Below are 15115 nucleotides of genomic sequence, written 5' to 3' on the forward strand. Positions count from 1 at the left end.
TCAGGGAGAAACCGGTCAGGCTCAGGCTGCCTGACCGGTGTGATGCTCCTGATACGAAGGTATCAGGGCGTGTGTTGTCGGCAGTGAGGTCAGGCAGCGTTAACCTGTGCCAGCGTCTGCTCAATAAATATGCGGGTGTCTTCAACCTGCCGGATATAGCCGTTCAGCAACGCGCTGAAGCCAGACTCATCCAGCTTGTCGAGCGGATATTGACTGCACAGGCGCAAATTGTCGTACTCATCCAGCGCCAGCCAGCAGCCGCGCATCGCCGCCATCTCGAAATTGAGCAGCAGCATCAGACGGTAGACGGCTGATTTATCTTCACCTTTCAGGCTAATCAGGTGGCAGTGCAGCAGCAGACTGTCGCTTTGCGCTGGCACTTCAATCACCGCCGCCTCCCGGCCGTCCGCACCGTTCAGGACACAAATACCGTTATTCAACGTCAAACGCTGCCGGTTAAACTGGCTAAAATGTTGCAGCAACCGCGCCGCCTGTTGCTGTGCCTGGGTTTGCTGTGATGTGGTCTGTTGTGATGAGGTGTATTGTGCTGATGTCATCGCTTTACTCCTGTGATATTTCGTTCCATTGCCGCATTACTGTTTCACCAGCGTGATGCCCTGCTGGTGCATATGATTGACCGCCTGAGAGACTTCCGGGTTGGCTTTGGCGATAGCGCCTTCCAGACTGAAGCTGCTCGGGCTGTTCTGGTTTTGACCGTAGCTGAAATTGATCTTGCCCAGCAGTTTGGTCATGCTGACATCCGCACTACTACCGGCACTGACGATCGGCAGCGGGAATGCCAATCCTTCCTTGTTTTTCACCGTCTGGGTGAAATCGATGGATTTGATGCGCAGGTTATTGCTGTCGCGGAAGATCGCCGCGATGTCGTCCTTACCCAGCGTATTGTTCTGAATGCCTTTTTCGACTTTGTTTTTCACCTCGTCTTTCAGCTCCAGGCTGACACCTGCGGTGGCGTTGGTCAGCGACTGCATCTTCTGCACCACCGCTTTCAGCGCCGGGTTTTCCTCCATGAAGCCGTGAATACGCTCGGCGTTGGTCGGCGGCAGGTTATCGCTGACCAGCTTACGCAGCGCATGGAAAACACCGTTGCTGTCAAGCTTCGACAGGTTGGCGTAAGTCGTGCTGTAGCTGGCGCTGTCCAGCGTCGCCCCCTGTTTTTCCGCCGCCTCATGTTGCCGGGTTTTGGACTGCAACCCTTGAATGGCACCGTACTGCGCATCGCCCACCGGGGTTTTGGCCTCAAAATGCTTATTGAGGATCGCCAGTTTTTCGCCGGTGTCCGTCAGGTCTTTCACCCCTTTCAGTACCTGCTGTGTTTCCGGATCGGTGAAGTTTTTCTCCAGTGAGGAAGTCAGGCTGTCCATGTCCTTACCCTCTAACGGCTGGGCCGGTTTCATCTGCATACTGATGCTGTGGTTGGTTTTGGTATCCACCGTCATGGTCACCGACGCGCTGTTTGATAACGGCGCCGTCCACGTGCCGCTCGGTGTTGGGTTGGTGATACCCGCAAACGCCGTGGCATTGGCGCTCACGTTAGCCTGGTTCATAAAGCGGGCCCGGTTATTGGTGGTGGCCTTCTGCTCGGTAAATTCACCCCGAACCGTACTGTGCTCATGACTGGCTGACATCAGGTTGGCCCCAGCACCCACCCCAACAGAAAGTCGGCCTGCTGACGTCGGTACTTTGCCTTTTTGTGCCGCACTGGGTTTATCCGCCAGGTTGACCTCGGCGCGCGCATCAGCGGTCAACGCCGCATCCAGGTCAAACTTAATCGAGAAGCCTTCTTTCACCCGATGGTCGTTGCCCTTGGTGACCAGATCCAGTGGATTAATCTTGCCCTCTATCAGGTTGTCGATAAAACCGGGCAGCTCTTTTTCACTCAGGGTAAATTTCAGGCCGTTTTGTTGTACGGTCCCCACCCCGGCGTTGACACTGCCGCCAAAGCGGACATCCAGCGCCAGCGCGTGTTTTTTATCATCAAAATCAAAACCTTTTTTGGCATCATTCGGCGACTGACCGGTCGCCACCCCGACTTTGGCGTTCAACCCGCCGTTGCGCCCGAAGTTAACGTCAATGCCGTTTTCACCGCGGCTGAAACTGAGACTGTAAGCGCGGTCGCCGGTAACACCACCGCTGGGAATAATCGGGAACGCAGTCGCGTTGAGCATCACTTTGGCTTTGGTCGGTACATAAGCGGTGCTGGCCCCGGCGTTATAGCTACGGTTCAGCGCTAAACTTTCACCGTTATCCAGCGACAAAATGGTGTCTTTCAGCTTGCCCGCCAACCCCTCCTTATCGCCTGCTTCCAGCGTGGTGCGAGCCGTCAGGTTCACCGCACTCTTGTCATTGCCAAACGCCTGGGTAAAGGTTTTCACCGCATCGTAATCGGCTTCCAGCGCGCCAAAACGGGTGAAGCCCATATCGGTGACCTTTTTCACATCGTTGCCGCCGTACTGCTGGTCACGCAGCTCACCGAGCGCGGCCTGAATCGGTTTCAGGTCAGCCGCGGTCGGCTGTTTACCAGACAACGCCTCCAGCTTGTCGACCACGCGGTGCAGATCGCTGGCGGTCATCACATCCAGCGCCAGGCGGGATTTGGTCAGCGCCATGTCATCGTTCAGATCGCGACGCAGCCCGGTCGCCACCCTGTCGCTCTGGTAACTCATGTCGACTTTCTTATCCACAAAAGCGTTCAGCAATTCCCCCGCCTTGCTGTCTTTGGACAGCGGGGCCGCGTTCATTACCGTCGACAACGCCACGCTCAAATCTTTACCAGAACGGAACGGGTTCATGGACTGCACCAGCGGCTTGAAGGGAGACGGTTTAAACTTGTCATCCACCTCACAGCTGCTCTTCAGCACCCCCTGGTGTTTACCCAGTAGAGCCGCAGATTTGGCAGCACTCATTTCCAGATCGTTCTGGAACGATTTCAGCTCCGCCAACAGCGGCTTGCCTGCATCGCCTAAATCGAGCTTGTCGAGTCGGCTTTGCAGATCCTCACGCTTGGCGCTCCAGGTATGCGATGACACCGCCTGCTCCAGCTTTTTGAACATGCTCGCCTGTGTGTCATACACCGACGATAATCCTTCATACCCTTTAAGATAGTGTTGGCGGCTGTCGACCGTGCTTTTCACCATCTCTTTTACCGTCTCTTTACCGTAGGCACTCAGGAAGTCACCAAAGTTGCTGTTAAGCTTATGGTTTTCCATGCCGGAGCGCCCCAGAACCTGCGCTTCCACTTTTCCGGTGAGATTCGTCAACGGAATACGGGCCGCATGGGTGCCTCCCGACAACCGGTCATAGGTGGTTTCAGCCGCACGTGGCTGACTGCCAGAGGTATGCGCCTCTGGCACCGTAGTTTTCCAGCCGCCCGCGGTCAGTTGGTGCTGCTGATGACCATCTTCAGAGATCGTCGGTTCATGATTTTTGGTGGTGGACAGGTGCTCGGCTTTAACATTGTCAGGCAGCGTCACCGGTTGCCACTGGGCGTTGGCGCGCGCCTCGGCGTTACCCTGTAACGCCTGTTTATCCAGTTTGAATAACTGTCCGTCTTTATTCAGGGCAAACAGGTTCTGATCCTTGTCCAGCGCCAGGTCTTTCACCTCGCCGCTCAAACCGGCGGTCGGCAGCGGCTGAGGCGGCACCGCTGCGCGTTGCAAACCGGGCTTGTTGAGGTGCAACTGCAACTCACCCTGATCATTAGCGGTGACAAATTTATTGCCGTCCACCACCGCCAGTGCAGTGGCACCACTCTTTTTCTCTAACCCCGTCAGTGGGTCACCCGCCGACGGCGAATTGCGCCCCTGCGTCACGGCAAACACGTTGTTATCGCCGTGGGTAACGCTGTCCGCCTTCTGGTTGATGGACAGCTTCTTCACCTGCCCGTCATCCAGCACATACGCCTGATTATCCAGCCCACGTTTTAACTGGCTGGCACCAACATCGGTTTTGGTCCAGTTCTGGGTGGTGCTGTCCAGATAGTGGACTTTACCGTCATGCAGCGCCATGGTGCCAAGCCGTCCCATATCCATGACATCGTGGGGTTGCGGTCGCGCGGGGTTCAATCCTGACTTGTTATCCACCACCAGCGCATCGCTCAGGTTCCAGCCGGGTTTGAAGCCTTCGGTTTCACCCGGCTTACTGCCGTCCGCCAGCGGTGCCAAATGCTTCTGACCCGCCGCGTCGTTGACCAGCGCATGTATCGTGCCGTGCTCGCCAGCCACAAACCCTTGTACCTTGTGGTTATCGCCAAATGCGGCTTGCAGCTCTGGGCTATGGTACGGTTCCAGTTTGACGGTATTGCCGCCATCCTGCGGCAGTTTGCCAGCGAAAACCTTACCTTCATCATCGGCGACAAACAGTCTATTACCGTCCAGCCCAACCGCTTTGGCGTTCACCTGCTCGCTGCCGCGCGCCAGCGCCACCTGACCATCCAATTTCAGGTCCAGCGTTTTGTGCTCTGCCGCAGGCGCATCCGCTTTAGGCAGCAAGTGAAGCTGCGCGGTGCTGTCGTCTTTTTCCGTCAGTACCGCCACATTGCCTTGCGCGTTGGCTGAGAACGATTTGATTTTGTCGGCAAACGGTGCCGAGTCATGCCCTGCCGACAGGTTAGCCAGCGTCTTGTCATCTTTAACGGCATACAGCTTGCCATCCGCCTGCCCGGCAAGCTGGCTGTGTGGGGTGTCGTTTTTCTTCTCCCACACCTGATCGGCGTTCAGGCTGTAAAGCCCCTTGTCATGTAGTTGCAGCTTCTCATTACCGTGCGCCGGGTCGGTATGTACCCCGGTCAACTGCGACAACGCGGCCTGACCGGGCTGCGGCAGGTTGATGGTGTTGACGCCACTGTGATTGACGATAGAGGCACGCACGTGGGTGTCATCCATCCCCAGGGTGTAGCTGGCTTTATTCTTGCCCGACAACGCCTCACCGGCTTTACCGGCTTGCGTCGGCGTGCTGGTGTGCAACGCAACCAAACCGTCACCGGACTGTTGCAGGCTGAACAGACGGCCGCTTTTGTCCATCAGCACATGCTGGCTGCCATCTTCCGCCGCCTGATGCGCCACAAACGGCTGGCTGTTTTTACCTATGGTCTGCGACAGCAGCGTTTTCAGGTGATCGGACACCCCATCACCGAGCGTAAGCTGGCCCTTTTTATCCAGCGACACCAGGTCTTTCGCTGGTGCAGCAGCTGACGACGCGCCACCCGATGCCGACGACAGCGCGCGATCGATAGCCGACTTCATGTCCTTCAGATTGGGAGAGCGGCCAACCTGCGCGCCTTCGTTTTTGGGCAACGACGCTTGCTGGCTCACCTGCGCCATATCGGCGCGCATACCTTCCCGCTGTAATGATCCCGAGGCGGACCGCCCGGACACCGATGGACTGCCTTGCGTCAACGCAGGGGTTGCATGAGTGGCGGCGGGCTGTATGTCCGTCACCGACAGCTGACGCTGAATATGATTGATATTGCCCAACATTGGCCTTCTCCCGTGTGCTGGATAAATAGGGTAGTGACTGCTGAGTGGTATGCCGCCGCGGCCAGTTCCCATCTGCTACGGAATTTCTTTCCAGCATCTCCGCTAACGGTGCGGAACCGCCGCCGCACTTTTCTTACTCAGCAAACAGCGGGCATTTGCCGTGCTGACACGCGCGCGTTTTCCATAAACGGGCGTCTACATCCAGATGAAAAGAGGCGAACTATGGCTGATATCAATATCACGCTCAGTATTCCCAGTGCTGGCCAGAATGGCGGGCTGGGAGGCATTGGCGGTGCAGACAATCTCAATAGCGGTTTGGGCAATAACGGGCTTTCCGGCAAGAAATCAACCTCGCAGGAAAACCAACTGCTGGAAGCGCTGGCGGTGGTCCTGACCGCCCTGCTACCCAGTTTGTTGAACAATAACGGTGGTCAGGGTGGCGGTGACAATCCGCTCGGCCGCACCAGTGATGCACTGGGTGGTGGTGGCGGTGCGGGCAATGCGCTCGGTGGCGGTCAAGGACTCGGTGGTGGTCAAGGCAATGGTCTGGGCGGCGGGCTGGATAATGGGCTGGGAAGTGGTTCGGGCGGGCTGGCCGATGGGCCTGGTGCCAGTGGTGGTCAGGGTCAAAACGGCCTGACCGACATCCTGACTAAACTGCTCGACCTGCTGATGCCCAAAGACGGGTCGCAAGGTGGTCAGGGCAATGGTCTGGGCGGCGGATTGGGCGGCGCAGGTGGCAGTGGCGGGGCTTCCGGCGCGCAAGGTACAGGCGGTACTGGTGGTGCGGGTGGTGCGCAAGGCGCGGGTGGGCTGGAAGATCTCAGTAAATCGCTGTTGCAGGATACCGGTGAAAGTAGCCTCGGCAATGGCATTTCACCAACGCAAGACGGCGGCGGTCAGATCAGCGACAACCCGTTGTTGAAAATCCTGCTGGCGCTGGTGGCGCTGCTGATGGAAAGCCAGAAAAACCAGTTCGGCCAGCCACAAGGCGGTTCGGGCGGTGGCAATGGTTCTGGCGGCGCAGCACCGGTTTCCGGTGGTGGTGTCGGCGGCGGTTCCACGCCTGGCGTTGGTAACGCGACTGGTGCCGCTCCCGCCGTTGGCGGTGGTGCCGCACCTATCCTCAATGGTGCAGCCCCTGAAACCGGTGGTATCGCCGCTGCAGGTGCCAGCAATAACGCCAGCGAGCTGGGTGACGGTAAAGGGCAACCTGGCCTGACGCCCACACCGGATGCAGTAGGTGCAGATACTGGGAAAACCACGGTTTAACCGTCTCGTGCGCCTGATCGTTATCCACACCGTGGAACTCATCAGGCGCTTTTCTCACTTATCTGATGGCAGGCAGAGGTCTGCCTGTTTCGGGAACGGCATCTCATCTTTGGGTAAAGAGGCACATTATGGCTGACATCAGTATCACTCTCAGTATCCCCAACTCAGGTCTGCAAGGCGGGCTGGGCGGTTTGGGCGGTGCGGACCGCACCAGCAACAGCGGGCTGGGCAATAACGGAGTTTCCGGCAATAAATCCTCCTCGCAGGACACGAAGCTACTGGAAGCACTGGCGATCGTTCTGGCTGCTCTGCTGAGCAATAACGGTGGTGCGCAAGGAAGTGGCAATAATCCGCTGGAACGCAGCAACGACGCGCTTGGCGGAAACAATCCACTCGGTAATAACAGTGGAACAGGCGGCGCGGGCGGTGCGCAGAACGGTGGTCTGGGCAACAGCCAGGGGCTGGGCGGCGGGCAACAGGGTCAGAATGGCCTGGGTGATCTGCTGACTAAGTTACTGGATATATTAATGCCGAAAAACGGCACACAGGGCGGCCAGGGGCAACAAGGCAACGGTCTGACCGGCGGCGCAAGCGGTAACGGCGGGCTTTCCGGGGCACCAGGTGCGGGCGGCGCACAGGGAGCCGGTGGCGCGCAAGGCACGGGTGGTTCATCCGGCCTTGAGGGACTGGGCAAATCGCTGCTGCAGGATACCGGTGAGAGTGCGCTCAGCAATGGTATCTCCCCTACCCAGGATGGCGGCGGCCAGATCAGCGATAACCCGCTGCTGAAAATTCTGCTGGCATTGATCGCTATGCTGATGGAAAACCAGAAAAATCAGTTTGGCCAGCCGCAGGATGACGCTGGTGGTAATGGCGGCGGTGCTGCTCCGGCATCAGGTGCCGGTGGCGGCGCAGCACCGTCTGTAGGCGGGGGTGCCGGTGGCGGCGCAGCGCCGTCTGTTGGTGGTGGTAATGCTACTGGCGCAACCGGTGATGCCAGCAATTCCGCATCCACAGGTAGCGCAGGTAAGGCAGGCCCGGTTTCCTTCCCTACCGCTGATAATGCTAACGCCATCGTAGTTAATGAGCCGATTAAGGTTGGCCCAGGCGAAGTCTTTGACGGGAAAGGCAAAACCTACGTTGCCAGTTCAGCATTAGGCACGGGTGACCAGAAAGAGGGGCAGAAACCACTGTTTGAAGTGGCTGACGGCGGTTCCGTTAAGAACGTAATTTTCGGTAACAACGCGGCTGACGGTATCCACCTGCACGGCGACGCCAAAATCGACAACGTTCATTGGACCAACGTCGGTGAAGACGCCTTGACGGTGAAGACCAACACCGGTAAACCGGCTAACGTTTCGATCACCAACAGCAGCGCCCAAGGTGCCTCTGACAAAATCTTCCAGTTGAATGCCGATGCCAACTTCAGCGTTGATAACTTCAAGGCCAAAGACTTCGGGACCTTCGTCCGTACCAACGGTGGTCAGCAAGGTAACTGGAACCTCAACCTGAGTAACATCGATGCGCAGAACGGCAAGTTCTCGTTTGTGAAAAGCGACAGTGAAGGGCTGAACGTGAAGGTTAACAACGCCAATCTGGATAACGTTAACAATCACTATAAAGTCCCCAAATCCACCAATCTGCAAGTAAGCTGATAGGGAGCCCACTATGACCGAGCATGATATTGACACCCCTACCCGCTGGACCGAATTGGTCGACCGGGGTGGGTATATCACGCCAGCACAGCGTCAGGCGTTTGAACAGGCGATTCAGATGGTCACCCGGCGTCTTAATCTGGTGTTGAGCCAGAAAGAGCTGCCGCGTAGCGGCCAGTTCGATTTCGACACCTTTGTCGATTCACTGGAGACGGATTTTCTGAAAAGCGTGGATACCTCGCTGGACCCGGAAATGAACAGCGACGTGGGGCAGACAGCGTTCTGGGTCATTCGCCAGATAGCGGACCACCTAATCGCTCTGCAACAGCAGCGGCAGGCGTTGTAACGGACTGCCAATATCCCCCTCACAAGCCAGCGCCATGCTGGCTTTTTTATGCCGCGCACTCAGCACCCCGTTTCAACTTGTGACGCCACCTCGGCACCGCGTACAATTATTTATATCATTTCGTATATTTATTCATCAGTTCAGGCAGGAATTCGGGCGATTTTATCCGATAAAAATCAGACCACTCAGGAGATGACAGAGTATGGATTCAGGACAACGCGCACTGATTATCGGTGCATCTCGCGGGCTGGGGCTCGGCATCGCTACCGCGTTGCATCAGCAGGGCTGGGCCGTCACCGCCACCCGACGTACCCCTTCCGCCACCACCGACAACCTGCCGGTGCACTGGTTGATGTTAGATATCAATGACGCCTCGCAGCGCACCGCCTTTTGCCAGACGCTGGCGCAGGCGCGTTTTGATCTGGTGCTGATTAATGCCGGTGTCTACGGACCGGCGCAGCAAGAGCTGACCGCTCTCGACCCCGAGCAGTTGATTCCCTTATTTCTGACCAATACGCTGGCACCGATTGCACTGGCATCGGCACTGCTACCACATCTGGCGGAGCACGCCACGCTGGCGTTCATGACCTCACGGTTGGGTAGCCTGACGGAAAACCCCCACGCGGAGCTTCCCTTCTATTCCGCCAGCAAGGCGGCATTGAACATGCTAACGCGAGGCCTGAGTGACGCGGTATCCGGCCGTCAGGTTACGCTGCTGTCATTACACCCTGGTTGGGTACAAACCGATCTTGGCGGTAGCCGCGCACCACTGACAGTGGAGAGTAGCGTCGACGGTCTGTTGCAACAAATAGCACGTTATCAGGGCAAGGGAGGCCACCATTTTGTCGATTATGCTGGCAACCAACTGTCATGGTAATACCGCGCGCCAGCGCCCAATAACCGGGGCCGACGCGCAGTAAAAGCAACGGAGGGGATGAAACCGCTCAGCGCGGTTTGGGAATGTTGAACTGTGTCAGTGTCGGGTTAACGGTGTTGGCAAAATCCGCCCGGCGGTGTTTAAGCTTGCTCTTCGCCTTGAAGAAATTAACCAGTTCGGCAATCCCCATCCCGATACTCAGCGCGCCGCTCACCGCCCAGCCAACCGGCCCAGCGGCGGCCCCCACCGCCGATGCCGCCGCCGCGCCTGCGGCTTCCCCCGCTACCGCGCCAACCACCTTACCGGCTACCGCCGCACCCACCCGACCCGCCAGGCCGATTGCGGTCCTGCTGCCCGCGGTCTTGCTCAGGTCGGTGATATGCAACGACGATTTAGCGGCATCCATCAGGTGACGCCCCATCTGCCCGCTCAGTTGCGCATCGCCGGGTGCGTGACGTCCAGCCGCGCCTTGGGTGACGCCATTTGCCCCCAGTCCGGTGGTGGTGTTTGGGGTCAGTGAGCCACCGTCACCACGGCGCGCTAACATCGCCAGTTGCGGATCAGACATCTGTAGCCGTAGCGCGTCGGCAGGCACCGCCTGCTCGAAATGCTGCACCACATCGGTGTCCTGTTGCAATTGGCCGATTCGTTCATTCAACGCCCGCTCAGTTTCGTCGGTCTTGCGATACTGTCGGCCCGCTTCCACCTGTTCCAGTGTCTGTTGCAGCTTGACCAGCGTGGCTGCTTTTTGCGCACCGCTATAGTGGTCAGGATGTGCAAATACGTCATCATTCAGGCGGCTGATATCCGTTTTACTCGCCAGCCCCAGCGCAGCGGCATCGTGAAACAGTGCCGTTGCCTGCTCATCATTCGCGGGTGCCTGATCGGCTATCCAGCTTCTGATATCGCCCGCCGACAGCTTGCCGTCATGGGGCACTCGCGCCAGCTTTTCCCCTTTCACATCCGCATGTTCCAACAGGCTAAACAACCCTGGATGTGACCAGAGTCGGGCCGCATTTTGCAATTCTGGTGACAACAGCGGATTACCGTTAGCCAGCGCGGTCAAATCGGTCTGACGGGAGAGTGACGAGACATCCTGTGGTGCGGCATTGGCCGCAGAATGGCTAGGGTCGGCCGCGCGCAACAAAGGCTCATTAGCCAGCAGCAACGCCGAGCTTTCCACCATCCGTAACGAGCGCGCATCCGCCTGTGGGTGCGCCTGTTGATAGTCATCAAGACTGCGTTGCGCGTTCCCGGCGCTGCGCGTCATGTTTTTAATAAACGCACCAATATCCCGACGGGAAATGTAGCCATCGGCTTTACCACCGTCTTTGCCGGTATCCAGTGCCGTCATCACCGCTGGATTTGCCTTCAGGTAGATCATCGCGACATCTGCTTCCGCCCCGCCCGCTTTCAGCATATTGGCGGCGGCAATCGGTCGGTTAAGCGCTTTAGCCGCCGACGCCCGTTCCTGCTCGGGTAACGACCCCACCAGCGGCATCCATTTTTCCAGTGCCTTGGCATCGCTGTAACTCGACCGATCCAGCATTGCTGTCGCCTGTTCCGCCGCCAGCGTTGTTGCCGGTGGCGCGCCACGAGGCTTGCCTGCTGCTGCCGTGACCGGTGCAGCCGCCACTGTCGCTAAAGACGGTGCTGTACCGCCGAATTCCACCGCTTGTCCGCTGGTGGCAGGCAAGCGCGGCGGGCTCAGTTCAGGCGTGGTCAATGGTTGTGAAGCCGGTCCGGTGCCGGGCCAAAGGCCGACGCGGTTATCAATACGACTCATGGTGTCGATTCCCCTCAGATTTTGGTCAATAACGTCCCCTTCTCTGAGTGGATCACAACCTTACCCGGTTCCCTGTCGAGTCTGGCGCGATAACTCGATGACAAAAGTTTGCAAAGCGAGACAGCAGCAAATCACTTCAGTAATCTGACTCCCCTGCTTTAACAGGCTCCAGGACATAAACCGACAGACAAACATGAAAAAGAGAAAACGCCTGCGCACCATTCTGCTTATTGTGCTTCTGCTGCTGATCTACGCCAATCGCGAGTCACTCAATCCGTTTAAACCGGACTGCTCCGTTCAGGTCGCGAAGTCTGAATTACCGGACGTCTGCAAAAAACCGGTGAAGGAAGTCGCCCCCGGCTTCGAACTCTGAACGCTCTGCCGCCTGGCGTCCTCACGCCAAAAACAGTGGGGATGCGGCGCAGGCGTTCATCCCCACACATCATTTCAGGCGTATTTGCCGCAGGTTCTGTGACTCATTTTTTCATTTATTATGTTTAGCTAATAATAAATTTACACTTCCCTTACTCTTCGGGTTATTTATTTCAATCTGTGAATAGCCTGCTATTTTTCTTTCTCGTTCCTTACGCAAATTGCATTCATTTTTTGTTTATCCGTTTAAATAACAAATAACTCACCGCCTTTTCATTCGATTGATTTTTTGAGCGTTATTGACCAACCCCACCCCAGAATCACCCCGGATAGAAAAACGCCTGCAATTACTCTATATACCTATTTGGCGTCGTGTTTTTTATATTTTTGACGCTCACACGTAAGACAACAGTTAATTTTCTGGCGAATATTACAAGGAGAAATACCATGGTGATGTCCATTTCCTCCAACTATTCTGGGTTATACAATTCCGTCTGGCAGGTGTCTGGCGTCAGTTCCGCGTCATCCTCCACATCTTCTGCCGTCACGGCGATCCCTTACCGTAAATCGAACGATGATCAGGAGGGCGGGTTATTTGCGGCACTGACCAGTGCGTTGTCCTCCATTGGTATCACTCTGAGCACCAGCAGTACCTCAGAAACCAGTGCGACCAGTTCCACCACATCCTCGACAGACAGCACGTCGGACACCACGTCTTCCAGCGCGAAAGAAGCCGTGGCGACCTTCCTGCATACGTTGATGGACACCTTGCACAGCATCGGCGCGTCGTCCAATTCGTCGTCCTTGTCCGACAACCCGATGAAGAACGATCTGTCTTCGCTGATCAGCGCGCTCTCTTCCGACTCGTCTTCCAGCAGCAGTTCGGTTTCCAGCAGCCAGTTGAGCGAATTGCAGAGTGCGTTCAGTTCAATGATCAGCGCACTGGGCGGCGACAGCAGCAACGCTTCGCTGTCGTCTTTCCTGCAAAGCTTCTCATCCTCGCTGTCCTCGTTCTCGTCACAGGGCAATCTGGTTAATACCGCCGCCTGATAGCGCTACTCCGCCCTGCCTGGCAGGGCGTTTTCATATCACAGTCGGTTGTCTGTGATCCGCCTCTGCTTTTGCCATAATCAGACCATTACATTACCCAACAGCAAATTATTAGAAAAAATAAACCATTCTATTATTCCAGCCTCGTCAGAACCTCATTTAACACCAGTAAATCCGCCTTATTCAGAACAAGCTATCCTTATTAATCATTCAAGGTTTTTAACTATATTATTCACTTTTTCTTCCTGTTCGTTTTTATGCAATCCGATACACTCGATTTCAATTCCCTGACGGAGAAAGGGGAAATTAGCCTCAGACGGGAGAGCTCACCATGAAGGTCTATGCGCGTTCTATATCGGTAACCGGCAAGTCAGCGCGGCTTGCTTTATGGCACCGCCATGCGCCAGCCCATACTGTTTCTTTCCCCGTGATCTCCCGCTTCGCCAGACAGACCTTTTCATTCGTTATCAGCTCTCCGCCGTAATTTCCCCCTGATTCTGGCTCTGGCGATCTCGCATCGCCGGGTCAGTCCGGCGTGTTATTCGTTGGTGATTCGCCGGTCACGCCGCGACCGTCGTTCGGCACCTGCTTACTACACCGTGTACGTCGGCCCGGATTTTTATCCTAAATAAAGGAAACCACTATGCAATACACTGGGAAGTACCTGAAGAAAACCGCATTGATGCTGACCATGATGGCCGGTCTCAGCGCCTGGCAAAGTCAGGCCGCGGTCGCGCCGGACACCCGTTCGCTGGATGAAATCTATCAGAGCGCATTAAAGGAAGGCGGCACGGTCACCGTTTATGCCGGCGGCGATGTACAGTCACAGCAAACAGGCTTCAAGCAGGCTTTTGAGAACCGGTTTCCCGGCATCAAACTGAACGTGATCGTCGATTACAGCAAATACCATGACGCGCGTATCGATAACCAGCTGGCGACCGACACCCTGATTCCGGATGTGGTTCAGTTACAAACCGTGCAGAATTTCCCTCGTTGGAAAAAACAGGGAGTGCTGCTGAACTACAAACCCGTAGGCTGGGACAATGTTTACCCGGAATTTCGTGATGCAGACGGTGCCTGGATCGGTGCGTATGTCATCGCTTTCAGCAACCTGGTTAACACCCAACTGCTGGATGAAAAATCCTGGCCACGAGAAGCCAATGACTATCTGCGCCCCGACCTGAAAGGCAACCTGATTCTGGCTTACCCCAACGACGATGATGCCGTGTTGTTCTGGTACAAGCAGATTGTGGATAAATACGGCTGGGAATTTGTGGAAAAACTGCAAGAGCAGGACCCGGTCTATGTGCGCGGCACCAACGTTCCAGGTGCACAGATTACCACCGGGAAATACAGCGCCACCTTCACCAGTTCCGGCGCGCTGGTTCCAGCCGCAGGGTCAGTCACCCGCTTTGTGCTGCCGAAGTCCGATCCGTTTGTCTCCTGGGCGCAACGTGCTGCCATCTTCAAACAGGCCAAACACCCGGAAAGCGCCAAACTGTACCTGAGCTGGCTGCTAGACCCGCAAACGCAAACCCAGGTCGCACGCATGTGGTCGGTACGCACCGATGTCGCACCACCGGCTGGTTACAAACACATCTGGGAATACCGCAATACCCGCCCACAGGCTTTTGCCGATTTCATGTCTGACCGCGGTGCCGTAGAACGCTTTCGCGCACAGTTGAATCTGTACGTGGGCGAAGTCAACGGCGACCCGACCCCAGGCTGGCTTGGCCTGCACCCGGAAGCACCGCTGGCAAACTAAGATTTAGCAAAACGCAGGTTGACCGTATTCAAGGGATCCGATTGGGTCCCTTTTTAGCGGTAGTACTTGTCACTGTCTCGAAGGGCTGAGCATTGAACCCTTTGACCCGGACGCCGCCACGAACTGGATCAGGCATTACCCCGGCGGCCTGAAGTTTGCCGAGTAATCACCTCACCCCCGGTCATACCGGGGGTTTTTGTTTTAACCGAGGGGTGTCGGGGCATGGCCCTGACCGGGTGGTTTTGGGGGCACGGCCAACCGGCGGTGGCCGCAAAACATTTCCTGTCCGGTTACTGAAGCTTTTTCGGGCAACTCTGCCACAACCCACCCTCAAGGGACGCTGGCTGGAAGACCTCGGCTTTAACACCGGCCAGCCGGTTATCGTCACCGTCGAGCGCGGGCGGCTGGTGATTGAGGCGGAGCTTAGGATCTGAACGGTAAAAATGACGATCCCGGCGCAAAGGCCGGGATTCAGGAGGGTGTAATTAAAATTG

Annotated in this window: 11 protein-coding genes; 8 read left to right on the forward strand and 3 right to left on the reverse strand. The window is 56.6% G+C overall.

Annotated features, from left to right (window positions below; genetic code table 11):
* Positions 1-89: 89 nt before the first annotated feature.
* Complete coding sequence (locus tag OB87_RS07625; protein ID WP_050515669.1) at positions 90-557, reverse strand: type III secretion system chaperone; 468 nt, start codon at positions 555-557, stop codon at positions 90-92.
* Between the two features lie 36 nt (positions 558-593).
* Positions 594-5498: an AvrE-family type 3 secretion system effector gene (locus OB87_RS07630; RefSeq protein WP_033568844.1), complete on the reverse strand. Its 4905-nt coding sequence runs from the start codon at positions 5496-5498 to the stop codon at positions 594-596.
* A 222-nt stretch (positions 5499-5720) separates the two neighbouring features.
* Here OB87_RS07630 and OB87_RS07635 point away from each other — a divergent pair, with 222 nt between their 5' ends.
* From OB87_RS07635 to OB87_RS07650, 4 genes are all read left to right on the forward strand, one after another.
* On the forward strand, positions 5721-6770 hold the full coding sequence (locus tag OB87_RS07635) for a hypothetical protein (RefSeq protein ID WP_033568845.1): 1050 nt from the start codon (positions 5721-5723) through the stop codon (positions 6768-6770).
* Between the two features lie 128 nt (positions 6771-6898).
* The gene (locus OB87_RS07640) at positions 6899-8425 is read left to right on the forward strand and encodes a pectate lyase (protein ID WP_033568846.1); all 1527 of its coding nucleotides are present in this window, start codon (positions 6899-6901) and stop codon (positions 8423-8425) included.
* Between the two features lie 13 nt (positions 8426-8438).
* Entirely contained in the window at positions 8439-8771 is a 333-nt protein-coding gene (locus OB87_RS07645) for a hypothetical protein (RefSeq protein WP_033568847.1), read from the forward strand.
* A gap of 202 nt (positions 8772-8973) precedes the next feature.
* Positions 8974-9648, forward strand: a complete 675-nt coding sequence (locus OB87_RS07650; RefSeq protein WP_033568848.1) for an SDR family oxidoreductase — start codon at positions 8974-8976, stop codon at positions 9646-9648.
* 67 nt (positions 9649-9715) lie between these two features.
* Here OB87_RS07650 and OB87_RS07655 read toward each other — a convergent pair whose 3' ends face one another.
* Positions 9716-11434, reverse strand: coding sequence for a type III effector HrpK domain-containing protein (locus OB87_RS07655; RefSeq protein WP_033568849.1), 1719 nt, complete (start codon positions 11432-11434; stop codon positions 9716-9718).
* A gap of 193 nt (positions 11435-11627) precedes the next feature.
* Between OB87_RS07655 and OB87_RS07660 the strand changes: the two genes are divergently transcribed.
* From OB87_RS07660 to OB87_RS21155, 4 genes are all read left to right on the forward strand, one after another.
* Positions 11628-11807: a hypothetical protein gene (locus OB87_RS07660; RefSeq protein ID WP_033568850.1), complete on the forward strand. Its 180-nt coding sequence runs from the start codon at positions 11628-11630 to the stop codon at positions 11805-11807.
* 446 nt (positions 11808-12253) lie between these two features.
* Complete coding sequence (locus OB87_RS19765; RefSeq protein ID WP_072025442.1) at positions 12254-12856, forward strand: hemagglutinin; 603 nt, start codon at positions 12254-12256, stop codon at positions 12854-12856.
* Positions 12857-13499: 643 nt separating this feature from the next.
* Positions 13500-14621, forward strand: a complete 1122-nt coding sequence (locus OB87_RS07670; RefSeq protein ID WP_033568852.1) for an ABC transporter substrate-binding protein — start codon at positions 13500-13502, stop codon at positions 14619-14621.
* A gap of 236 nt (positions 14622-14857) precedes the next feature.
* The gene (locus tag OB87_RS21155) at positions 14858-15055 is read left to right on the forward strand and encodes a SymE family type I addiction module toxin (protein WP_395856614.1); all 198 of its coding nucleotides are present in this window, start codon (positions 14858-14860) and stop codon (positions 15053-15055) included.
* Positions 15056-15115 lie beyond the last annotated feature (60 nt).

Origin of the sequence: Dickeya undicola (assembly GCF_000784735.1) — a bacterium.
Classification (GTDB): Bacteria; Pseudomonadota; Gammaproteobacteria; order Enterobacterales; family Enterobacteriaceae; genus Dickeya; species Dickeya undicola.